The 21551-nt window shown below is 68.2% G+C and carries 17 protein-coding genes and 1 pseudogene; 13 read left to right on the forward strand and 5 right to left on the reverse strand.

Features of this window, described 5'->3' with window-relative positions; all coding sequences use genetic code 11:
- The 5 genes from uvrC to A5678_RS08610 form a co-directional block, all read left to right on the forward strand.
- A partial coding sequence (gene uvrC, locus A5678_RS08590; RefSeq protein ID WP_156746819.1) for an excinuclease ABC subunit UvrC occupies positions 1–1141 on the forward strand: 1141 nt, incomplete at its 5' end.
- Entirely contained in the window at positions 1138–2052 is a 915-nt protein-coding gene (rapZ, locus tag A5678_RS08595) for an RNase adapter RapZ (RefSeq protein WP_068040866.1), read from the forward strand. The genes uvrC and rapZ, both read left to right, overlap by 4 nt.
- Positions 2049–3125 carry a uridine diphosphate-N-acetylglucosamine-binding protein YvcK gene (gene yvcK / locus A5678_RS08600; RefSeq protein ID WP_068040868.1) on the forward strand — a complete coding sequence of 359 codons (1077 nt, stop codon included), beginning with the start codon at positions 2049–2051 and terminating at the stop codon, positions 3123–3125. Before rapZ ends, yvcK begins: the two co-directional genes overlap by 4 nt.
- On the forward strand, positions 3122–4099 hold the full coding sequence (gene whiA / locus A5678_RS08605) for a DNA-binding protein WhiA (RefSeq protein ID WP_156746820.1): 978 nt from the start codon (positions 3122–3124) through the stop codon (positions 4097–4099). The genes yvcK and whiA overlap by 4 nt, the downstream gene beginning before the upstream one ends.
- Positions 4100–4152: 53 nt before the next feature.
- Complete coding sequence (locus A5678_RS08610) at positions 4153–5544, forward strand: wax ester/triacylglycerol synthase family O-acyltransferase (protein WP_068040872.1); 1392 nt, start codon at positions 4153–4155, stop codon at positions 5542–5544.
- A 62-nt stretch (positions 5545–5606) separates the two neighbouring features.
- On the opposite strand, the pseudogene A5678_RS08615 reads toward A5678_RS08610, so the two are convergent.
- From A5678_RS08615 to A5678_RS08630, 4 genes and pseudogenes are all read right to left on the reverse strand, one after another.
- A pseudogene (locus tag A5678_RS08615) lies at positions 5607–6457 on the reverse strand (DUF559 domain-containing protein).
- Between the two features lie 148 nt (positions 6458–6605).
- Positions 6606–7880 carry an alpha/beta hydrolase gene (locus A5678_RS08620; protein ID WP_068040873.1) on the reverse strand — a complete coding sequence of 425 codons (1275 nt, stop codon included), beginning with the start codon at positions 7878–7880 and terminating at the stop codon, positions 6606–6608.
- A complete protein-coding gene (gene fadD12 / locus A5678_RS08625) occupies positions 7880–9451 on the reverse strand; it encodes an acyl-CoA ligase FadD12 (RefSeq protein WP_231983612.1) in 1572 nt (523 codons plus the stop codon). Before fadD12 ends, A5678_RS08620 begins: the two co-directional genes overlap by 1 nt.
- Before the next feature lie 60 nt (positions 9452–9511).
- The gene (locus tag A5678_RS08630) at positions 9512–10252 is read right to left on the reverse strand and encodes a lysophospholipid acyltransferase family protein (RefSeq protein WP_156746821.1); all 741 of its coding nucleotides are present in this window, start codon (positions 10250–10252) and stop codon (positions 9512–9514) included.
- A 262-nt stretch (positions 10253–10514) separates the two neighbouring features.
- Here A5678_RS08630 and A5678_RS08635 point away from each other — a divergent pair, with 262 nt between their 5' ends.
- From A5678_RS08635 to tpiA, 6 genes are all read left to right on the forward strand, one after another.
- Positions 10515–10982, forward strand: coding sequence for a hypothetical protein (locus tag A5678_RS08635; protein WP_068040879.1), 468 nt, complete (start codon positions 10515–10517; stop codon positions 10980–10982).
- A gap of 156 nt (positions 10983–11138) precedes the next feature.
- Entirely contained in the window at positions 11139–12896 is a 1758-nt protein-coding gene (locus A5678_RS08640) for a DUF3556 domain-containing protein (protein WP_068040881.1), read from the forward strand.
- A complete protein-coding gene (locus A5678_RS08645) occupies positions 12893–14320 on the forward strand; it encodes an NAD(P)/FAD-dependent oxidoreductase (RefSeq protein ID WP_068040883.1) in 1428 nt (475 codons plus the stop codon). Before A5678_RS08640 ends, A5678_RS08645 begins: the two co-directional genes overlap by 4 nt.
- A 116-nt stretch (positions 14321–14436) precedes the next feature.
- Entirely contained in the window at positions 14437–15456 is a 1020-nt protein-coding gene (gap, locus tag A5678_RS08650; RefSeq protein ID WP_068040885.1) for a type I glyceraldehyde-3-phosphate dehydrogenase, read from the forward strand.
- A 14-nt stretch (positions 15457–15470) separates the two neighbouring features.
- On the forward strand, positions 15471–16742 hold the full coding sequence (gene pgk, locus A5678_RS08655; RefSeq protein ID WP_068040929.1) for a phosphoglycerate kinase: 1272 nt from the start codon (positions 15471–15473) through the stop codon (positions 16740–16742).
- Positions 16739–17524, forward strand: a complete 786-nt coding sequence (tpiA, locus tag A5678_RS08660; protein ID WP_068040886.1) for a triose-phosphate isomerase — start codon at positions 16739–16741, stop codon at positions 17522–17524. Before pgk ends, tpiA begins: the two co-directional genes overlap by 4 nt.
- 34 nt (positions 17525–17558) lie before the next feature.
- On the opposite strand, the gene A5678_RS08665 is transcribed toward tpiA, so the two are convergent.
- Positions 17559–18245 (reverse strand): PAS and ANTAR domain-containing protein, encoded by a 687-nt coding sequence (locus A5678_RS08665; RefSeq protein ID WP_068040888.1) that lies wholly within the window; start codon positions 18243–18245, stop codon positions 17559–17561.
- A gap of 211 nt (positions 18246–18456) precedes the next feature.
- Between A5678_RS08665 and secG the strand changes: the two genes are divergently transcribed.
- The gene (gene secG, locus A5678_RS08670) at positions 18457–18690 is read left to right on the forward strand and encodes a preprotein translocase subunit SecG (RefSeq protein WP_040624202.1); all 234 of its coding nucleotides are present in this window, start codon (positions 18457–18459) and stop codon (positions 18688–18690) included.
- A gap of 45 nt (positions 18691–18735) precedes the next feature.
- A complete protein-coding gene (gene ppc, locus A5678_RS08675) occupies positions 18736–21543 on the forward strand; it encodes a phosphoenolpyruvate carboxylase (protein ID WP_068040890.1) in 2808 nt (935 codons plus the stop codon).
- The last annotated feature ends 8 nt before the right edge of the window (positions 21544–21551 follow it).

The following is a 21551-nucleotide window of genomic DNA, read 5'->3' on the forward strand; positions in this document are numbered from 1 at the left end:
GGTGTTCCACGTCCGCGGCGGCCGGGTGCGCGGCCAGCGCGGCTGGATCGTCGAAAAGTCCGCTGAGGCCGGTGATTCCGGCGAGGAGCAGTTGGTCGAGCAGTTCCTGACGCAGTTCTACGGCGAGCAGGCCGAACTGGGTGGCCAGGACAACCAAGGGGCCGACGAAGCCGCCAACCCGGTGCCGCGCGAGGTGCTGGTGCCCTGCCTGCCGTCGAACTCCGACGAACTGGTCAGCTGGCTCTCCGGCCTGCGCGGCTCCCGGGTCGCGCTGCGGGTGCCGCGCCGCGGCGACAAAAGGGCGCTGGCCGAAACGGTGCAACGCAACGCCAAAGAGGCTCTGCAGCAACACAAGCTGAGAAGGGCTGGCGACTTCAACGCCAGATCTGCTGCGCTGCAGAACATTCAGGAAGCCCTCGGGTTGGCGGATGCGCCGCTGCGCATCGAATGCGTCGACATCAGCCACGTGCAGGGCACCGACGTGGTGGGGTCGTTGGTGGTGTTCGAGGACGGCCTGCCGCGCAAGTCCGACTACCGCCACTTCGGAATCCGCGAAGCCGCCGGGCAGGGGCGCTCCGACGACGTCGCCTCGATCGCCGAGGTGACCCGCCGCCGGTTCGCGCGACACCTCAGTGAACAGAGCGACCCGAATATGCTTTCCCCCGAAGGCAAGTCGCGCCGGTTCGCCTATCCGCCCAATCTCTACGTCGTCGACGGCGGCGCGCCGCAGGTCAACGCGGCCAGCACGGTGCTCGAAGACCTCGGCATCACCGACGTCGCGGTGATCGGCCTGGCCAAGCGGCTGGAAGAGATATGGGTGCCGTCCGAGCCGGATCCCGTCATCATGCCCCGCAACAGCGAGGGCCTTTATCTGCTGCAACGGATTCGCGACGAGGCCCATCGGTTCGCCATCACCTACCATCGCAGCAAGCGATCCAAGCGAATGACCGCCTCGGCGCTGGATTCGGTGCCAGGATTGGGGGAGCATCGCCGCAAGGCGCTGGTAACCCATTTCGGATCCATAGCCCGCCTCAAGGAGGCCACCGTCGACCAGATCACGGCCGTTCCCGGTATCGGTGTGGCCACCGCCACCGCCGTCCTTGAGGCGTTGCGACCCGAGCAGCCCGGAGAAGCCGGATGACGGGTGAATTGGCGGAGGGCCACACCAGGGATGCCCCGGCCGGCATCGATGTCGTTCTGGTGACCGGACTATCGGGCGCCGGGCGGGGTACAGCGGCCAAGGTGCTCGAGGACCTGGGCTGGTACGTGGCCGACAACCTGCCGCCCCAGCTGATCACGCGGATGGTGGATTTCGGCATGGACGCCGGGTCGCGGATCACCCGGTTGGCGGTGGTGATGGACGTGCGGTCGCGCGGCTTCACCGGTGACCTCGATGAGGTGCGCAACGAGCTGGCCACCCGCAACATCAGCCCCCGGGTCGTGTTCATGGAGGCATCCGACGACATGCTGGTGCGCCGCTACGAACAGAACCGCCGCAGCCATCCGCTGCAGGGCGACCAGACCCTGGCCGAGGGCATCGCGGCCGAGCGCCGGATGCTGGCCCCGGTGCGCGCCACCGCCGACCTGATCATCGATACGTCGACGCTGTCGGTGCGGGGCTTGCGGGAGAGCATCGAGCGCGCGTTCGGTGGCGAAGCCAGCACGTCGATCAGCGTCACCGTCGAATCGTTCGGCTTCAAGTACGGCCTGCCGATGGACGCCGACATGGTGATGGACGTGCGGTTCCTGCCGAACCCGCACTGGGTCGACGAGCTGCGCCCGCTCACCGGACAGGACCCGGCCGTCAGCGAATACGTTCTGAATCAGCCCGGCGCCGCCGAGTTTCTCGACGCCTACCATCGGTTGCTGTCTCTGGTCGTCGACGGCTACCGCCGGGAGGGCAAGCGTTATATGACGGTCGCAATCGGCTGCACCGGTGGTAAGCATCGCAGCGTTGCGATCGCCGAAGCGCTGATGCAGATCCTCAAGGCCCATAAGGGCGAAGCCCAGCTGTCGGTGCGGGTGCTGCACCGGGATCTGGGCCGCGAATGAACGCGCCGACGAATCACGGCATCGTCGCGCTGGGCGGCGGGCACGGCCTGTACGCGACGCTGTCCGCGGCCCGCCGGCTGACCCCGCACGTCACCGCCGTGGTGACCGTCGCCGACGACGGTGGCTCCTCCGGGCGGCTGCGCAGCGAGTTGGACGTGGTGCCGCCGGGTGATCTGCGGATGGCGTTGGCGGCGTTGGCATCTGACAGCCCACACGGCCGGCTGTGGGCGACCATCCTGCAGCACCGCTTCGGCGGCAACGGGGCGTTGGCCGGGCACCCGATCGGCAACCTGCTGCTCGCCGGGCTGTCGGAGGTGCTGGCCGATCCGGTGGCCGCCCTCGACGAGCTGGGCCGCATCCTCGGCGTCAAGGGCCGCGTCCTGCCGATGTGCCCGATCGCGCTGCAGATCGAGGCGGACGTGTCCGGCCTGGAAACCGATCCGCGGATGTTCCGGCTGATTCGCGGCCAGGTGGCGATCGCCACCACACCGGGCAAGGTGCGGCGGGTGCGCCTGCTGCCGTCCGACCCGCCGGCGACCCGGCAGGCCGTCGACGCCATCATGGCCGCCGACCTGGTGGTGCTGGGTCCCGGTTCGTGGTTCACCAGCGTGATCCCGCACGTGCTGGTGCCGGGTCTGGCGGCGGCCCTGCGGGCCACCACCGCCCGTCGGGCGCTGGTGCTCAATTTGATGGCCGAGCCGGGGGAGACGGCCGGCTTCTCCGTCGAGCGTCATCTGCACGTGTTGGCCCAGCATGCACCGGGGTTCACCGTGCACGACATCATCATCGACGCCGAACGGGTGCCCAGTGAGCGGGAGCGGGAGCACCTGCGCCGCACCGCGACGCTGCTTTCGGCCGAGGTCCACTTCGCCGACGTGGCCCGACCTGGTACACCTTTACATGATCCAGGCAAACTCGCGGCGGCCCTGGACGGGGTCCGGGCGGCCAACAAGGGTCCGGGCGCGCCTCCGGTCACGGCCACCGCGGATATTCGGGTCGACGGTGCAAGTCCACAGACCGGTGGACCCGGACCGGGCGGCAGCGGACCGAGGAGTGACGACGCGTGGCGATGACGACCGAAGTCAAGGACGAACTCAGCCGCCTGGTCGTGAAATCGGTCAGTGCGCGTCGCGCGGAAGTCACGTCGCTGCTGAGGTTCGCTGGTGGGTTGCACATCGTCGGCGGTCGGGTGGTCGTCGAGGCCGAGGTGGACCTGGGCAACGTCGCGCGGCGGCTGCGCAAGGACATCTTCGAGCTCTACGGTTACAACGCGGTCGTGCATGTGTTGTCGGCCAGCGGGATTCGCAAGACCACGCGCTACGTGCTGCGCGTGGCCAACGACGGCGAGGCGCTGGCACGCCAGACCGGCCTGCTCGATAACCGGGGCCGGCCCGTGCGCGGTCTGCCCGCTCAGGTCGTGGGCGGCAGCGTCGCCGACGCGGAAGCCGCCTGGCGCGGAGCCTTCCTCGCGCACGGGTCGCTGACCGAGCCGGGACGGTCGTCGGCTCTCGAGGTCAGCTGCCCCGGCCCGGAGGCCGCGCTGGCGTTGGTGGGGGCGGCCCGGCGGCTCGGGGTCAGCGCCAAGGCCCGCGAGGTGCGTGGCGCCGATCGGGTGGTGGTGCGCGACGGCGAGGCGATCGGCGCATTGCTGACGCGGATGGGCGCCCAGGACACCCGGCTCATCTGGGAGGAGCGCCGGATGCGCCGCGAGGTGCGGGCGACGGCCAACCGGCTGGCCAACTTCGATGACGCCAACCTGCGCCGCTCGGCGCGGGCCGCGGTCGCGGCCGCCGCCCGGGTGGAGCGCGCGCTCGAGATTCTCGGCGACACCGTCCCCGACCACCTGGCCTCGGCGGGCAAGCTGCGTGTCGAGCACCGGCAGGCCTCGCTCGAGGAGCTCGGCCGGCTCGCCGACCCCCCGATGACGAAAGACGCTGTGGCCGGGCGCATTCGCCGGCTGCTGTCGATGGCCGACCGGAAGGCCAAGGTCGAGGGCATCCCGGACACCGAGTCGGCGGTGACGCCGGATTTGCTGGAAGACGCGTAACTGGTCGCGCGAATCGCTGTTCGCAACGAGTAGGCGGGGGCTACGGTCGGGGGATGAAACGGCTTTCGAGCGTTGATGCGGCGTTTTGGTCGGCCGAGACTGCGGGCTGGCACATGCATGTGGGGGCACTGGCGATCTGTGACCCGAAGGAAACACCCGAGTACAGCTTCCAGCGGCTCCGTGAGCTGATCATCGAGCGGCTGCCGGAACTGCCGCAGCTGCGGTGGCGGGTCACCGGCGCGCCGCTCGGGCTGGACCGGCCGTGGTTCGTCGAAGACGAGGAGCTGGACATCGACTTCCACATCCGGCGCATCGCCGTTCCGGCGCCGGGCGGCCGCCGCGAGCTCGAGGAGCTGGTGGGCCGGTTGATGTCCTACAAGCTGGACCGCGCGCGGCCGTTGTGGGAGATGTGGGTGATCGAGGGCGTCGAGGGCGGCCGGATCGCGTCGCTGACCAAGATGCACCACGCCATCGTCGACGGCGTCTCGGGTGCCGGCCTGGGTGAGATTCTTTTGGACGTCACGCCGGAACCGAGGCCGCCGCAACAGCAAACGGTGGGATCGCTGGTGGGATCGCGGATTCCGGGCATCGAACGGCGCGCGGTGGGCGCGCTCATCAACCTTGGTGTCAAGACGCCCTTCCGCATCGCCCGGCTGATGGAGCAGACGGTGCGCCAGCAGATCGCGGCGCTCGGCGTGAGCAGCGGCCGGCCGCCACGGTACTTCGAAGCGCCCAAGACCCGGTTCAACGCACCCGTGTCGCCGCACCGGCGGATCACCGGCTGCCGCGTCGAGCTGGCCCGGGCCAAGGCCGTCAAGGACGCCTACGGCGTCAAGCTCAACGACGTGGTGCTGGCCCTCGTGGCCGGAGCGGCCCGCGAGTACTTGCAGAAGCGTGGCGAGCTGCCCGCCAAGCCGCTCATCGCCCAGATCCCCGTCTCCACGCGCACCGACGACGACAAGGACGACGTCGGCAACAAGGTGAGCTCGATGACCGTGTCGCTCGCGACCGACATCGACGATCCCGCCGAGCGGCTGCGGGCCATCCACGAAAGCACCCAGAACGCCAAGTTGATGGCCAAGGCGCTGTCGGCGCATCAGATCATGGGGCTGACGGAGACCACGCCGCCGGGATTGCTGCAGTTGGCTGCCCGGGCCTACACGGCCAGCGGGCTGTCGCGAAACCTGGCCCCCATCAACCTGGTTGTGTCCAATGTGCCGGGTCCGCCGTTCCCGTTGTACATGGCCGGCGCCCGGCTGGATTCGCTGGTGCCGCTCGGGCCGCCCGTCATGGACGTCGCGCTGAACATCACCTGCTTCTCCTACACCGACTATCTGGACTTCGGTTTCGTGACGACGCCCGAGGTGGCCAACGACATCGACGACATGGCGGACCGTATCGAGCCGGCGCTTACCGAGCTGGAGAAGGCGGCGGCGCGCGAGTGAGCGGCTAGCTGTCTGGTGTCCTCGGCCGAGTGTCACGCCAGCGTGACTACCGTAAGCGAGCGTCACGCTAGCGTGGCGGCGCGCCTGGCCAACGCGGCTCGTACCCGGCTGACGATGTCGGCGGGGCGATCCCCGCGACCACTCGAATGACGATCCAGCCCAGGCGCTCGAGTGTTTCGCGCCGCCTGATGTCCCACGTGTATTGCCAGCGATCCCGACGGTGTTGCTCACCGTCGTACTCGGCAGCGACTTTGAAATCCTCCCAACCCATGTCGAGGTAGTAAGTTAGGTCGCCGAATTCGTCACTGACCGGGATCTGTGTTTGTGGCCGGGGCAGCCCCGCCCGGATCAGCAACAGTCGCATCCACGTTTCCTTCGGCGACTGCGCGCCGGCATCCGCGAGACTGATTGCATTGCGCGCCGACTGAATGCCGCGGCGGCCCGGATATCGCTCGGCGAGCATCTCAAACTCGGCCACCTTGCAGTCGGTTGCGCGAAGCAGATCGTCGATCGCGGCCACAGCGTCGTTTATCGGATGCCAGCACCCCAGGTCGACGGCAGTCCGGGCCGGGGTCGTTACGGGAACACCGTCAATCAGCGTGAATTCGTCGTCTTGTAGGCGGCCACTGTGAATCCGCAAACCCGGCAACGGGTTTCTGTTGGTATGGAGAATCTCAAGCGGTGCCGTCGCATCCACCCATTGGGCACCGTGAACAGCGGCAGCCGACAGCCCTGCGATAATGCCCCGCCGGCGCGACCACAGCCATGCTGCGCGGGCTCGAACCAGCGGAGTGAGCTCGGCGCCAGGGTCGACATACACATCGCGGAACAACTTCCTGTAGTGCGTTCGCAAAGCGCTCTTGACAAAGTCTCCGTTCGCGATTGCCTCGCTGCCGATGAATGGTTCCGCCATCGCGGCAGCGTCGCATAAACCGCGACGAACGTCAGGTCAGTGCGGCCCGATTATCCACATCCAGTCACGCCAGCGTGACGCTCGCGCCCCAGGGCCACGCTGGCGTGACGCTCGGCGCGGGAGTGAGTCCTCGCCGCGATGTGCCGACCTAGTCGCGATCGGGTGGGTTCGTCGCGTACACCCAGGACAGGAACCGCGCGACGGCCTCCGCGGATCGATGCGCCCGGGGCGAACTGAAGATGTCGAAAGCGTGTTGGGCGCTGGGTAATTCGGCGTAGGCGACCGGGGACTTCGACACCGCGCGCAGTTCCTCGATGAACTCCTGCGCTTCGCCGACGGGGATCAGGGAATCGTCGCGGCCGTGCAGGACGAAGAACGGCGGCGCGTCGGCCCGCAGCCGCCGGATCGGCGAGGCGTCGACGTAGACGTCGCGGTTTGACGCGAATCCGCGCTTCACCACGAACTTTTCGAGCAGCGAGACGAATTCGGGCCGGCCCTCGCCCTCCGTCGAGAACCAGTCGTAGCGGCCATAAATCGGGACCGCGGCCGCCACCGAAGTGTCGGCGTCTTCGAAGCCCGGCTGGTATTTCGGGTCGTTGGGGGTCAACGCCGCCAATGCGCACAGGTGCCCGCCCGCGGAACCACCGGTGACCGCGACGAAGTCGGGGTCACCGCCGTAGTCGGCGATGTTCTCCTTGACCCACGCCAGAGCCCGTTTGACGTCGACGATGTGGTCGGGCCAGGTGTGGCGGGGGGAGACGCGGTAACCGATCGAGACGCACACCCAGCCGCGGGCGGCCAGGTGGCTCATCAGCGGATAGGCCTGCGGCCGGCGCATCCCGATCATCCAGGCGCCGCCTGGGACCTGTAGCAGCACCGGCGCCTTGGCGTCGCGCGGCAGGTCGCGGTGGCGCCAGATGTCGGCGAGGTTGGCGCGGCCGTTCGGGCCGTAGGACACCACGTTCGTCTTCTCGACGTACCGCCGGCGGGCCACGGTGTTGCCCAGCGGCAGGCTGCGCCGCCCGCTGCGCGTGGGCTTGGCGTGTGGCAGCTTGCCCAGCGCCTCTTCGTAGTCGTGCCCGAGCTGCTCGCGCAGGCCGGCCTCCAGCACCGGGCCGGGGGTGGTGATGCCGCGGTAGCGGATCACCGCCAGGATCGCCCACGACGCGGCCGTCATCGCCAGCGCCGCCTTGCCGCGCCGCCCCGCGAAGTGGCCGCGCCGCGCGCGCCGCAGCGCGTCCAGCACCGAGACGGAGAAGTAGATGCCCGGCACTTCCGACGTCGGCCAGCCGAACCAGAAGACCAGCACGGTGCTGTAGCCCTTGCGGGCCAGCGGCCGTAAACCGTTGGCCGCGTTGGCCAATTCCAGTGCGGCGCGCGCCAGCGGCCGGGGACGCCGCAGTTCCGAGAGGCGGCGGCGCATCAGCCGTCGACCCGAGACTGCAGTTCGTTGCGCTGGATCTTGCCGGTGCTCCCGCGCGGGAGTTCGTCGAGGACGGTGATTTCGCGGGGCACCTTGTAGTTGGCCAGGTTATCCCGGACGTGTTGTTTGAGGGCCTCGGGCGTGGCCTGGGCGCCCGCGCTCAAGACCACGAATGCCACCAGGCGCTGGCCGTACTGTTCGTCGTCGACGCCGATGACCGCGGCCTCGGCCACGTCGGGGTGTGCCGCCAGCGTCTTCTCCACCTCGATCGGATAGACGTTCTCGCCGCCGGAGACGATCATCTCGTCGTCGCGGCCGACCACGAACAACCGGCCGGCCTCGTCCAGATAGCCGACGTCGCCCGACGACATGAACCCCGCGTGAAAGGCTTTGCCTTTGCCGGAGGAACCCTCCGTGTAGCCCTCGAACTGGGTGTCGTTGCGGACGTAGATGGTGCCGACCTCGCCGGTGGGCAGCTCGTTGAACTCGCTGTCCAGTATCCGGATTTCGGTTCCGCCCGCCGGGCGGCCCGCGGTGTCGGGCGCCGCGCGCAGGTCCTGCGGGGTGGCGGTGGCGATCATGCCGGCCTCGGTGGCGTTGTAGTTGTTGTAGATCACGTCGCCGAACTCGTCCATGAACGCGGTGACGACATCGGGCCGCATGCGCGAGCCGGATGCCGCCGCGAATCGCAATGACTTGCAGCTGTACCGCTTTCGCACCTCGGGCGGTAGCTCCATGATGCGGTCGAACATCACCGGCACGACCGCAAGGCCGGTCGCCTGGTGCCGGTCGATGAGGTCCAGCGTCGCCTCCGGGTCGAACTTGCGCCGGGTGACCACCGTGCAGGCCATCGACGCCGCGAAGATCAACTGCGAGAAGCCCCAGGCGTGGAACATCGGCGCCACGACCACGATCGTCTCCTCGGCCCGCCACGGCGTGCGGTCCAGAATGGCCTTGAGCGTGCCGATGCCGGCATTGCCGCCAGTTTGGTTGGCGCCCTTCGGGGTTCCGGTGGTGCCGGAGGTGAGCAGGATCATCCTGCCCTTGCGGCCGGTGCGCTCGGGTTGTTGGCCCGTGTGATCGGCGATGAGCTTTTCCACCGTCAGCTCGTGCTGCCCGTCGGTCCAGGCCACGATGCGGGTGGCGTCCGGATTGTCGGCCAACGCGCGGTCGACCGTATCGGTGAACTCCTCGTCGTAGATGACGGCGTCGACGCCTTCGCGGTTGACCACCTCGGCGAGCGCCGGTCCCGCGAACGACGTGTTGAGCAGCACGACGTCGGAGCCGATCCGGTTGGTTGCCACCACCGCCTCGACGAAGCCGCGGTGGTTGCGGCACATGATCCCGACCACCCTCGGCTGACCCGAGGACAGATCCTGCAGGGCCGCGGCGAGCGCGTTGATCCGCTCGTCGAGCTGGCGCCAGGTCAGCGTGCCGAGTTCGTCGACCAGGCCCGGCCGGTCCGGGCAGCGTTGCGCCGCACTGGCGAAGCCCACGGTCATGCCCATGCCCTCGCGGCGCATGGCGGCGGCGATCTTCAGGTAGCGGTCGGGTCGCATCGGCGCGATCATCCCGGCGCGCCTCAGGGTGGTGATGACGCCGAGGGCTTGATTGATCGGAGAGGCCACGGCTCAGCCCAGGATCGGGAAGCGTCGCTTGGCGGCCAGGTCCTTGAGGGCCTGCTGCATCACCGACCGCACGTGCTCGTCGACTTCGTCGACGTTCGGGTCGTCACCGAATTGCGCGGTGATATCGATCGGCTTCAGCACCTGCGTGACGATCTTGGTGGGCAGCGGCAGGTTGGGTGGGATCACCGCGCTGAAGCCGAAGGGGAAGCCGAACGACAGCGGCAGGATGGCGCTGCGCAGCAAGCGCTTCACCCCCAACCGCTCGGCCAGCCAGGTGCCGCGCGACAGGTAGAGCTGCGTCTCCTGTCCGCCGATGGACACCGCGGGCACGATGGGGACGCCCGCTTCGATCGCCGTCCTGACGTACCCCTTGCGGCCGTCGAAGTCGATGACGTTCTCCGAGAACGTGGGCCGGTATGCGTCGTAGTCACCGCCGGGAAAGACGATGACCACCCCGCCGGACCGCAGGGCCTTGGCCGCGTTCTCCCGGTTGGCCCGGATGTATCCGGTGCGGCGGAAGAACTCGCCGGTGGGGCCGGTCATCAGGATGTCGTGGCTCAGCGTGTAGATGGGGCGGTCGTAGCCGAATTTCTCGTAGAAGTGGACGCTGAAGATGGGGACGTCCATCGGGAACATGCCGCCGGAGTGGTTGCCGACGACCAGCGCCCCGCCGGGTGGGAACGATCCCAGGCCGTGCACTTCCGACCGGAAGTACGTCTTCAGGGCCGGGCGCATCACGCTCATCAGGCGCTGGGTCAAGACGGGGTCGAATTTGCCGATGTCGCCGGTATCGGAGTGATCGTTGTCGGTCACGTTCCTCCCTTGACGCTCCCGCGAGGCCGCATCGAGGTATGAGGGGCCGCGTCGACTTCCTCGATGGTAGCGACCGGGGTGCGGCGGCCGTCATGGTGTTTGTCTCTTTCGGCATCTGCGGATATGGTGCCGGCCCGGGTCCGGGCGCTATTGTTACGACGCCCTTTGATGAAATCTCGAGGAACGGGACCCGATGGACGTCGCCGGTTTGTCGCCCGAGCGCAATGCCCGTTCGGGCGGCGCGCGCAGGAGTGTTCCGCGCTCCCGGCGGCCGCACGCCGGCGTGGTCCGCGCCGAACCGGCCCATCGCAGTCAGAAACCGTCCCCGTCCGCTCCGGGCACCGACCGCCCGGCCGGTGACGCCGATCCGGCCGGCCCGGACGCGGCGGACAATCGCCAGGCCGACTACTTTGTGCGGCTGCTCTCGCAGAACCGCAGGCTCATCGAACAGCGCCTCGACGACTATCAGAAGGCGATCGTCACCGCGCAAGCCAACGGCGACGCCGACGCCGTCTGCAACCTTCGCCGCATGGCGCGGATCGAGGAACAGGACCGGGACCATCTCGACGGCATGCTGGAGAAGTTGCGCCGCCGATTTGCCCGCCGGACCCCCGGGGAGCCGCCCGCCCTCCCCGCGCGGCCGCGCTCCGCGGTCCGGTAGTTCCGGCAAGACGCCAATTCGCCCACAGTGCAGCGTTTTTCGTGGCTCGGGCGACCGGCGAAGGCTTGCGGCGCGCCGATTCGGCCACCCCCGCTTGGCGGTGCCGATACATTTGACGGGCCAACTGGTTTCTTCCGACACCGAACGAGGCCACCCATGGGATTTATGACCCCGGAAATTCCCGACGTCGACCCCGACCGCTGGCCCGACTTGCCGCGATCTACCAGGCGGCAGGTCATGACCCGGCACTGGGTCGAACACGGATTCGGTTCGCCCTATGCGGTCTACCTGTTCTACGTCGTCAAGATCGCCCTGTACGTCGGCGGCGCGGCCGCGGTGATCTCGCTGACGCCGGGCTTGGGCGGGCTCGGGCGCATCACCGAGTGGTGGACACAGCCGATCGTGTATCAGAAGGTGGTCATCTTCACGCTGCTGTTCGAGATCCTGGGCCTGGGCTGCGGATCGGGGCCGTTGACCGCGCGGTTCTGGCCGGTATTCGGTGGGTTTCTGTATTGGTTGCGCCCCAACACCATTCGGTTGCCGCCGTGGCCGGGCAAGGTTCCGTTCACCGGTGGCGACAACCGCACCGTCGTCGACGTCGCCCTCTACCTGGTCGTACTCGGCTCGGGCGCCTGGGCTTTGCTGTCGCCCGGGCGGGGCGGCCCCGTGACCGCCGGCGGCGACGCCGGCTTGATCAATCCCGTTCTGGTGGTGCCGACCATCGTCGCGCTGGCGCTGCTGGGGTTGCGCGACAAAACCGTCTTTCTCGCCGCGCGCGGGGAGCACTACGGGCTGACCCTGCTGGTGTTCTTCTTTTCGTTCACCGACCAGATCGCCGCGTTCAAGATCATCATGCTCGCCCTGTGGTGGGGAGCCGCGACGTCGAAGCTCAATCACCACTTCCCGTACGTCGTCGCGGTCATGATGAGCAACAGCCCCGTGTTGCGCGCGAGAGCGTTCAACTGGTTCAAGCGCAGGCTCTACCTCGACCCGGTGAACGACCTGCGCCCCTCGTGGGTGCCGAAGGTGATGGCGCATGTCGGTGGGACGACGGCCGAGTTCCTGGTGCCGCTGGTCCTGGTCTTCTTCGCCGACGGTCACCGGTGGGCATGGTTCCTCATCGCGTTCATGGTGCTGTTCCACCTCAACATCACTTCCACCATTCCGATGGGAGTTCCCTTGGAGTGGAACGTTTTCTTCCTGTTTTCGCTGTTCTACTTGTTCGGGCACTACGCCGGCGTCACGGCCAGCGGACTGAGTTCGCCGCTGCTGCTGGTCATCCTGATCGCCGCGCTGGCGGTGGTGCCGATCTTGGGAAACCTGTTCCCCAAACAGATTTCGTTCCTGCCCGCGATGCGTTACTACGCCGGCAACTGGGCCACCAGCCTGTGGTGCCTGCGCGCGGGTGCCGAAGACAAGATCGACGCGAATATCACCAAGCCCGCGGCGCTGGTGCCCAAACAACTTGCCCGGCTTTACGACCCGAGCACCGCGGAGATGATGATCGACAAGCTGATGGGGTGGCGGTCCATGCACACGCACGGGCGCACGCTCAACGGGCTGGTGCCCCGCGCCCTGGACGGGCTGGACGAGGCGGACTACAAGCTGCGGGACGGCGAGATCATCGCCGGGCCGCTGATCGGGTGGAACTTCGGCGAAGGCCACCTGCACAACGAGCAGTTGCTCGCGGCGGTGCAGCGGCGCTGCCAGTTCGAGGACGGAGATGTCCGGGTGATCATCCTGGAAAGCCAACCGATCCACGTTCAGCGCCAGGAGTACCGCATCGTCGACGCCAAAGCCGGCTTGATCGAAGAGGGCTACGTCGACGTGGAAAGCATGCTGACCCGTCAGCCGTGGCCCGAGCCCGGCGACGAGTACCCGGTCCACGTGACAACGGCGGCCAGCGCTCGATGACCAGGGCGGTGGTGGTCGGCGCAGGCCCCAACGGGCTGGCCGCCGCGATTCACCTCGCTCGCAACGGCGTCGACGTGCAGGTGCTCGAGGCGTGCGACACCGTCGGCGGGGGAGCCCGCTCGGGCGAGCTGACGATGGCCGGCGTCATCCACGACCACTGCTCGGCGTTTCACCCGCTGGGCGTCGGTTCGCCGTTCTGGAAGGACATCGACCTGCAGCGCTACGGGCTGCAGTGGAAGTGGCCGGACGTCGACTGCGCGCACCCACTCGACGACGGCACCGCCGGCGTGCTCTACCAGTCGCTCGATGAGACGGTCGCCCGGATGGGGTCCGACGGCCCCCGGTGGCGGTGGGCAATCGGGGACCTGGCGGCCGGATTCGATCAGCTGGCCGAGGATCTCATGGGCCCGGTGCTGGGCATCCCGCGTCACCCGCTTCGCCTGGCCGGCTTCGGCCCGCGGGCGCTGTTGCCGGCCACCACCATGGCCCGCTGGTTCCGCACCGAGCAGGCGCGCGCGTTGTTCGGCGGCGCCGCCGCGCACGTCTACACCCGGCTGGACCGGCCGCTCACCGCGTCCCTGGGACTGATGATCCTGGCCAGCGGGCACCGCTACGGCTGGCCCGTCGCAAAAGGGGGTTCCGGGTCGATCAGTCAAGCGCTGTCCGCCGCGCTGCGGGACCACGGCGGCTCGGTGGCCACCGGGGTGACCGTCACCAGTCGCAAAGACATCCCCGACGCCGACATCGTCATGCTGGACCTGAGTCCGGAAGCGGCGGTCGCCATCTACGGCGACGCCATGCCGGCGCGGATCAGGCGGTCGTATCGGCGTTACCGCGAGGGCTCGTCGGCGTTCAAGGTGGACTTCGCGATCGAGGGCGAGATCCCCTGGACCAATCCGGACTGCGCCCGGGCCGGCACCGTGCACCTGGGCGGCACGTTCGCGGAGATGGTGGACACGGAACGCCAACGCGCACAGGGGAAGATGGCCGCGCGGCCCTTTGTGCTTCTGGGGCAGCAGTACCTGGCGGACCCGTCCCGCTCGGCGGGCAACGTCAACCCGATCTGGGCGTACGCGCACGTGCCGTTCGGCTACGACGGCGACGCCACCGCCGCCGTCGTCGGCCAGATCGAGCGGTTCGCGCCGGGCTTCTCCGACCGCGTCCTGGCGACGGTCAGCAAGGGACCCGCGCAACTGCAGGCCTACAACGCCAACTTCATCGGCGGCGACATCATCGGCGGCGCCAACGACGGGCTGCAGGTGATCTTCCGCCCGCGCATCGCCGTGGATCCCTACGCCACGGGTGTGCCGGGCGTCTACCTGTGTTCACAGTCCACGCCGCCGGGCGCCGGCATCCATGGCCTGTGCGGTTACCACGCCGCCGAGTCGGCGCTGAAGTGGCTGAAGAAGACGCGCCGCGACTGAGGTCACGTTGTCCGCGGGAACCGGGGCGGCAACCGCGCATGTTGCTCAACTAGGCTGACCACGAGCGCGTATTCAGCGGACTCAGTAAAGACATCGCCAAGACAGGGAGAGATCAAGTGACTGTCCGAGTAGGCATCAACGGCTTCGGTCGAATCGGACGCAACTTCTACCGGGCCCTCCTGGCCCAACAGGAGCAGGGCACCGCAGACATCGAGGTGCTGGCGGTCAACGACATCACCGACAACCACACACTGGCGCACCTGCTCAAATTCGACTCGATCCTGGGCCGGCTGCCGTATGACGTCAGCCTGGAAGGCCAGGACACCATCGTGGTGGGTCCGCACAAGATAAAGGCGCTCGAGGTCAGGGAGGGCCCGGCAGCGTTGCCGTGGGGCGACCTGGGCGTCGACGTCGTCGTGGAGTCCACCGGTCTGTTCACCAACGCCGCCAAGGCCAAGGGCCACCTGGACGCCGGCGCCAAGAAGGTGATCATCTCGGCGCCCGCCACCGACGAGGACATCACCATCGTCCTGGGCGTCAACGACGACAAGTACGACGGCAGCCAGAACATCATCTCCAATGCGTCGTGCACCACGAACTGCCTCGGGCCGCTGGCCAAGGTCCTCAACGACGAGTTCGGCATCGTCAAGGGGCTGATGACCACGATCCACGCTTACACCCAGGACCAGAACCTGCAGGACGGGCCGCACAAGGACCTGCGCCGCGCCCGCGCCGCCGCGCTGAACATCGTGCCGACCTCCACCGGCGCGGCCAAGGCCATCGGGCTGGTGCTGCCGGAGCTGAAGGGCAAGCTCGACGGTTACGCGTTGCGGGTGCCGATCCCCACCGGCTCGGTGACCGACCTCACCGCCGAGTTGTCCAAATCCGCCAGCGCCGAAGACATCAACGCCGCCTTCAAGGCCGCCGCGGAGGGCAAGCTGAAGGGCATCCTGAAGTACTACGACGCCCCGATCGTCTCCAGCGACATCGTCACCGACCCGCACAGCTCGATCTTCGACTCCGGCCTGACCAAGGTGATCGACAACCAGGCCAAGGTGGTGTCCTGGTACGACAACGAGTGGGGCTACTCCAACCGCCTCATCGACCTCGTCGCACTGGTCGGCAAGTCGCTGTAGCCGTGACGGATTCCTTGCCGCCCAACCTCTCGGACCTACTGACCGAAGGTGTTTCGGGCCGGGGCGTGCTGGTGCGCTCCGACCTGAACGTCCCGCTCGACGACTCCACCGGTTCTCAAGGCGCCATCACCGACCTGGGCCGGATCACCGCGTCGGTGCCGACGTTGCAGGCCCTCGTCGACGCCGGCGCCAAGGTGGTGGTCACCGCGCACCTGGGTCGGCCGAAAAACGGGCCCGACCCGAAACTGTCGCTGGCACCGGTCGCCGCGGCGCTCGGAGAGCGGCTCGGCCGGCACGTGCAACTCGCCGGCGTTGACGGTGCCCGAGTGGTCGGCGGCGACGCGCTGGCCCGGGCCGAGGGCCTGACGGACGGTGACGTCCTGCTGCTGGAGAACATCCGCTTCGATCCGCGCGAAACCAGCAAGGACGACGGCGAGCGACTCGCGCTCGCCCGCGAACTCGCCGAATTGGTCTCGCCCGGAGGGGCTTTCGTCTCCGACGGATTCGGGGTGGTGCACCGCAAGCAGGCCTCGGTGTACGACGTGGCCACGCTGCTGCCGCACTATGCCGGCACGCTGGTGGCCGACGAGATCCGAGTGCTGGAGCAGTTGACCAGCTCGACCACCCGCCCCTACGCGGTGGTGCTCGGCGGCTCGAAGGTGTCCGACAAGCTCGGCGTCATCGAATCGCTGGCGACCAAGGCCGACAGCATCGTGATCGGCGGCGGGATGTGCTTCACCTTCCTTGCGGCACAAGGCTTTCCGGTGGGGAAGTCGCTGCTGGAAGAGGAGATGGTGGACACCTGTCGCCGGCTGCTGGACACCTACGTCGACGTGCTGCGCCTGCCCAGGGACGTCGTGGTGGCCGAGCAGTTCGCCGCCGACTCGCCGCCGCAGACGGTGGCCGCCGACGCCATCCCGGACAACATGATCGGCCTGGACATCGGCCCGGAGTCGGTGAAGCGCTTCGCTGCCCTGTTGTCCAACGCCCGGACGGTCTTCTGGAACGGCCCCATGGGCGTGTTCGAGTTCCCGGCGTTCGCCACGGGCACCAGGGGCGTCGCCGAGGCCATCGCCGCGGCGACCGGCAAGGGTGCGTTCAGTGTGGTGGGCGGCGGCGACTCCGCGGCCGCGGTGCGCGCCCTGGGCATCCCGGAGGGCGACTTCTCGCACATCTCGACCGGCGGGGGCGCGTCGCTGGAGTACCTGGAGGGCAAGACCCTGCCCGGCATTGAGGTTTTGGGGCGGCCGCAGCCTGATCAAAACAAGGAAGCAGGAGACGCGTGAGCCGCAAGCCGCTGATCGCCGGCAACTGGAAGATGAACCTCAATCACTTCGAGGCGATCGCGCTGGTGCAGAAGATCGCGTTCGCGCTGCCGGACAAGTACTACGACAAGGTCGACGTCACGGTCTTGCCGCCGTTCACCGACCTGCGCAGCGTGCAGACCCTGGTCGACGGCGACAAGCTGCGGCTGACCTACGGCGGCCAGGATCTGTCCCAGCACGACTCGGGCGCCTACACCGGTGACGTCAGCGGGGCCTTCCTGGCCAAGCTGGGCTGCAGCTTCGTCGTGGTCGGCCACTCCGAACGGCGCACCTACCACAACGAGGACGACGCGTTGGTGGCCGCCAAGGCCGCCGCGGCCCTCAAGCACGAGCTGACCCCGATCGTGTGCATCGGCGAGCACCTGGACGTCCGCGAGGCCGGCGGGCACGTCAGCCACTGCGAGGAGCAGCTGCGCGGCTCGCTGGCCGGCCTTTCGGCGGAGCAGATCGGCAAGGTCGTGGTCGCCTACGAGCCGGTGTGGGCCATCGGCACCGGACGGGTGGCCAGTGCCGCCGACGCCCAGGAGGTGTGCGCCGCGATCCGGGCAACCCTGGGTTCTTTCGCCTCGTCAAAGGTCGCCGACACCGTGCGGGTGCTTTACGGCGGCTCGGTGAACGCCAAGAACATCGGCGACATCATCGCCCGCGACGACATCGACGGGGCCCTCGTCGGCGGGGCGTCCCTGGACGGCGAGCAGTTCGCGACGCTGGCGGCGATCGCCGCCGGCGGGCCCCTGCCATAGGCGGGCCGTAGCGACGGACTTGGCCCGCGGGGCGTCACCAGCTCTGCGGGTCGACCCGAAGGTGTGCGGATAGGACGATGTCGTCGTAAGCGGATCGAAGCGGGTGGACTTCTCTGCGTGACAGTGCCAGAAACTCGGCGACGATTTGCCGGGCGAGCGGTCGCAGCTTGACGTTGTTCTGCTGGGACCGCCATTTCAGCAACACGAAGGCCGTCGTTTCATCGATCCCGTAGATCACCATCAACATGCCCTTTGCTCTTTCGATGATGGCGCGGTTCTTGGTGAACTTTGCGACCTCGGCGGTCAGGGCCTCCTGGTCCGCGCGGTCGGTGGGCGTCACGTCGACGTAAAAGCCTTCTGTGCCGACGACGGTGCCCGCGGCGTCGACGAGCTGGTTGCCGACCACGACAACTTGGTGGACGTTGCCCTGGACATCGATGATCCGGTGCCGCGTGCTGAACGGGCCGTGGTTGCAACGGATGTCGTCCAGGGTCGCGGCGATCTGCTTGCGATCGTCGGGATGCTTGTGCGCGAGCACCAACTCGGTCGTCGGCGTGACCGTCCCCGGTTCGTAGCCGTGCAGCCGTGCTACCTGTTCACACCACTCCCACCGCTGCCCGTCGAAATAGAAGCGGAATGTCCCCATCCGCTGCGGTGAACCGGCCGCCAATGCCTGAACAACCGCGTCGTCGGCCCTAGTTTCACTGAAATCAGCAATCATCGCTACGTCCGAATGTTTGGGCACGTAGCAAAGGTGCAAAGAGTAAACAGCGACGGTTGCGAGTAATCGCTCGATGCCGACGTTTACATTCTCAGCCGGGCATCTAATTGCTGATCGTTGCACGCGTGTGGAAAAAGGGCAAGGAAGGTCGTCCTAGCACCGCGGCGGCCATTTGCGGCCGCTCGAGCGCCACCCGGTAGGATTTGGCGTCATGGAGCTGGCCCTGCAGATCACCCTGGTGGTCACAAGCGTGCTCGTGGTGTTGCTGGTGCTGCTGCACCGCGCCAAGGGTGGCGGCCTGTCGACGCTGTTCGGCGGCGGTGTGCAGTCCAGCCTCTCCGGCTCGACGGTGGTGGAAAAGAACCTGGACCGGTTGACCCTGTTCATCACCGGCATCTGGCTGGTCTCCATCATCGGGGTGGCCCTGCTGATCAAGTACCGGTGACCCGTCGGCGGGCGGACCACGTGATCCGCACCGATACTGGGACGCATGGTTGACGTTTCCGACATCGCGCTCGAACCCATCGGCGCCGTGCGACGCACGCTCGTCGGTCGCGAGGCGACAGAGCCGATGCGCGCCGACATCAGGCTGCTGGGCGCCATCCTCGGGGACACCGTGCGCGAGCACAGCGGGCACGATGTTTTCGAACTCGTCGAACGTGCCCGGGTGGAGTCGTTCCGGGTGCGCCGCTCCGAGATCGACCGGGTCGACCTGGCGCGCATGTTCGACGGCATCGACATTCACCGAGCGATCCCCGTCATCCGGGCGTTCAGCCACTTCGCGCTGCTTGCCAACGTGGCCGAGGACATCCACCGGGAGCGCCGCCGCGCCATCCACGTCTCCGCCGGAGAGCCGCCGCAGGACAGCAGCCTGGCCGCGACGTACGCGAAACTTGATGCGGCCGAACTTGATTCGGCCACGGTGGCCGACGCGCTGCGAGGCGCCCTGATCTCCCCGGTGATCACCGCACACCCCACCGAAACCCGGCGGCGCACCGTCTTCGTCACCCAGCACCGGATCACCCAGCTGATGCGGTTGCATGCCGAGGGGCACACCGAAACCGACGACGGGCGCAACATCGAGCGCGAGTTGCGCCGTCAGATCCTCACCCTGTGGCAGACCGCGTTGATCCGGTTGTCCCGCTTGCAGATCACCGACGAGATCGAGGTGGGGCTGCGCTATTACGCCGCGGCGTTCTTCCAGGTCATTCCCCAGGTCAACGCCGAGGTGCGGGACGCGTTGCGGGCCCGATGGCCCGGCACCGACCTGCTCGCCGCGCCGATCCTGCGCCCCGGTTCCTGGATCGGCGGCGACCGCGACGGCAATCCGAACGTGACGGGCGACGTGGTGCGCCAGGCCACCGGCAGCGCGGCGTTCACCGCGCTGTCGCATTACCTGGCCGAGCTCACCGCCCTCGAGCAGGATCTGTCGATGTCGGCGCGACTCGTCCCCGTCACCCCGGGGCTGGCGGAACTGGCCGAGGGCTGCGGGGAGCAGGCCCGCGCCGACGAACCGTACCGGCGGGCGGTGCGGGTGATTCGCGCGCGGCTCACCGCGACGGGTGCCGAGATCCTGGACAGCCGGCCGCAGCACGAGCTGGACCTCGGCCTGAGGCCGTATTCCGCCCCGGCCGAGCTGCAGGCGGACCTGGACACCATCGACGAGGCGCTCCGCGCACACGGCAGCGCGCTGCTGGCGGACGACCGCCTGGCCCTGTTACGAGAAGGCGTGAGCGTCTTCGGGTTTCACTTGTCCGGCCTGGACATGCGGCAAAACTCCGACGTCCACGAAGAGGTGGTGGGGGAGCTGTTGGCGTGGGCCGGGGTGCACCCGGACTACGCTTCGCTGCCCGAGGACGAGCGGGTCGAGCTGCTGGCCGGCGAGCTGGGCACCCGCCGCCCGCTGGTCGGCGACCGCGGTGGCCTGTCCGACCTGGCCCGCACGGAGCTCGAGGTCGTCGCCGCCGCGGCGTACGCCGTCGGGCGCTACGGCCCGGCCGCGGTGCCGACCTATGTCATCTCCATGTGCCGCTCGGTGTCCGACGTCTTGGAGGTGGCGATCCTGCTGAAAGAGGGCGGGCTGTTGGATGCCTCCGGGCCGGAACCGTATTGCCCGGTTGCCATCTCGCCGCTCTTCGAGACGATCGACGATCTGCACAACGGCGCGGCCATCCTGGACGCGATGCTCGAGCTTCCCCTGTACCGGGCGGTCGTCGACGCGCAGGGCGGCTGCCAGGAGGTGATGCTCGGCTACTCCGACTCGAACAAGGACGGCGGTTACCTCGCGTCCAGCTGGGCGGTCTACCGCGCCGAGCTGGCACTGGTCGAGGTGGCCCGCAAGGCGGGAATCCGGTTGCGGCTCTTCCACGGCCGCGGCGGTACCGTCGGCCGCGGGGGTGGGCCGAGCTATGAGGCCATCCTGGCGCAACCGCCGGGAGCGGTGAACGGTTCGCTGCGGCTCACCGAGCAGGGCGAGGTGATCGCCGCCAAGTACGCGGAACCGCAGGCGGCCCGGCGCAACGTGGAGAGCTTGGTGGCGGCGACGCTGGAGTCGACGCTGCTCGACGTCGAGGGCCTGGGAGATGCCGCGGAGCCGGCCTACGCGGTGCTCGACGAAGTGGCCACCCTCGCGCAGCGCGCTTACGCCGAATTGGTGCATGACACACCGGGTTTCGTCGACTACTTCCTGGCTTCCACGCCGGTCAGCGAGATCGGTTCGCTGAACATCGGCAGCCGCCCTACGTCACGCAAACCCACCTCTTCGATCTCGGACCTACGCGCCATCCCCTGGGTCCTGGCGTGGAGCCAGTCGCGGGTGATGCTTCCGGGCTGGTACGGCACCGGATCGGCGTTCGAGCAGTGGATCGCGGCCGGGCCCGAAAGCGAAACCGAGCGGGTGGCGATCCTGCACGAGCTGTACGAGCGGTGGCCGTTCTTCCGCGGCGCGCTCTCCAACATGGCCCAGGTGCTCGCCAAGAGCGACCTCGGGCTGGCGGCGCATTACGCGGAGCTGGTCGACGACGAGGAACTGCGGGACCGGGTGTTCGGCAAGATCGTGGACGAGCACCGGCGAACCATCGCGATGCACAAGCGCATCACCGGTCACGACGACCTGCTCGCCGACAACCCCGCGCTGGCCCGCTCGGTGTTCAACCGCTTCCCCTACCTGGAGCCGCTGAACCACCTCCAGGTGGAGTTGCTGCGCCGCTACCGCTCCGGTGACGACGACGAACTGGTGCAGCGCGGCATCCTGCTGACGATGAATGGATTGGCCAGCGCGTTACGTAACAGTGGCTGATGGGCATT

This window comes from Mycobacterium sp. E2733, from assembly GCF_001667585.1.
Taxonomy (GTDB): Bacteria; Actinomycetota; Actinomycetes; order Mycobacteriales; family Mycobacteriaceae; genus Mycobacterium.

Excerpts from the sequence above, each read along its gene's own strand:
- rapZ (WP_068040866.1), top strand. The coding sequence starts at position 1,138 with ATGACGGGTGAATTGGCGGAGGGCCACACCAGGGATGCCCCGGCCGGC.
- yvcK (WP_068040868.1), top strand. The coding sequence starts at position 2,049 with ATGAACGCGCCGACGAATCACGGCATCGTCGCGCTGGGCGGCGGGCAC.
- whiA (WP_156746820.1), top strand. The coding sequence starts at position 3,122 with ATGACGACCGAAGTCAAGGACGAACTCAGCCGCCTGGTCGTGAAATCG.
- A5678_RS08610 (WP_068040872.1), top strand. The coding sequence starts at position 4,153 with ATGAAACGGCTTTCGAGCGTTGATGCGGCGTTTTGGTCGGCCGAGACT.
- A5678_RS08620 (WP_068040873.1), bottom strand. The coding sequence starts at position 7,880 with ATGCGCCGCCGCCTCTCGGAACTGCGGCGTCCCCGGCCGCTGGCGCGC.
- fadD12 (WP_231983612.1), bottom strand. The coding sequence starts at position 9,451 with ATGATCGCGCCGATGCGACCCGACCGCTACCTGAAGATCGCCGCCGCC.
- A5678_RS08630 (WP_156746821.1), bottom strand. The coding sequence starts at position 10,252 with ATGAGCGTGATGCGCCCGGCCCTGAAGACGTACTTCCGGTCGGAAGTG.
- A5678_RS08635 (WP_068040879.1), top strand. The coding sequence starts at position 10,515 with ATGGACGTCGCCGGTTTGTCGCCCGAGCGCAATGCCCGTTCGGGCGGC.
- A5678_RS08640 (WP_068040881.1), top strand. The coding sequence starts at position 11,139 with ATGGGATTTATGACCCCGGAAATTCCCGACGTCGACCCCGACCGCTGG.
- A5678_RS08645 (WP_068040883.1), top strand. The coding sequence starts at position 12,893 with ATGACCAGGGCGGTGGTGGTCGGCGCAGGCCCCAACGGGCTGGCCGCC.
- A5678_RS08665 (WP_068040888.1), bottom strand. The coding sequence starts at position 18,245 with ATGATTGCTGATTTCAGTGAAACTAGGGCCGACGACGCGGTTGTTCAG.
- secG (WP_040624202.1), top strand. The coding sequence starts at position 18,457 with ATGGAGCTGGCCCTGCAGATCACCCTGGTGGTCACAAGCGTGCTCGTG.
- ppc (WP_068040890.1), top strand. The coding sequence starts at position 18,736 with ATGGTTGACGTTTCCGACATCGCGCTCGAACCCATCGGCGCCGTGCGA.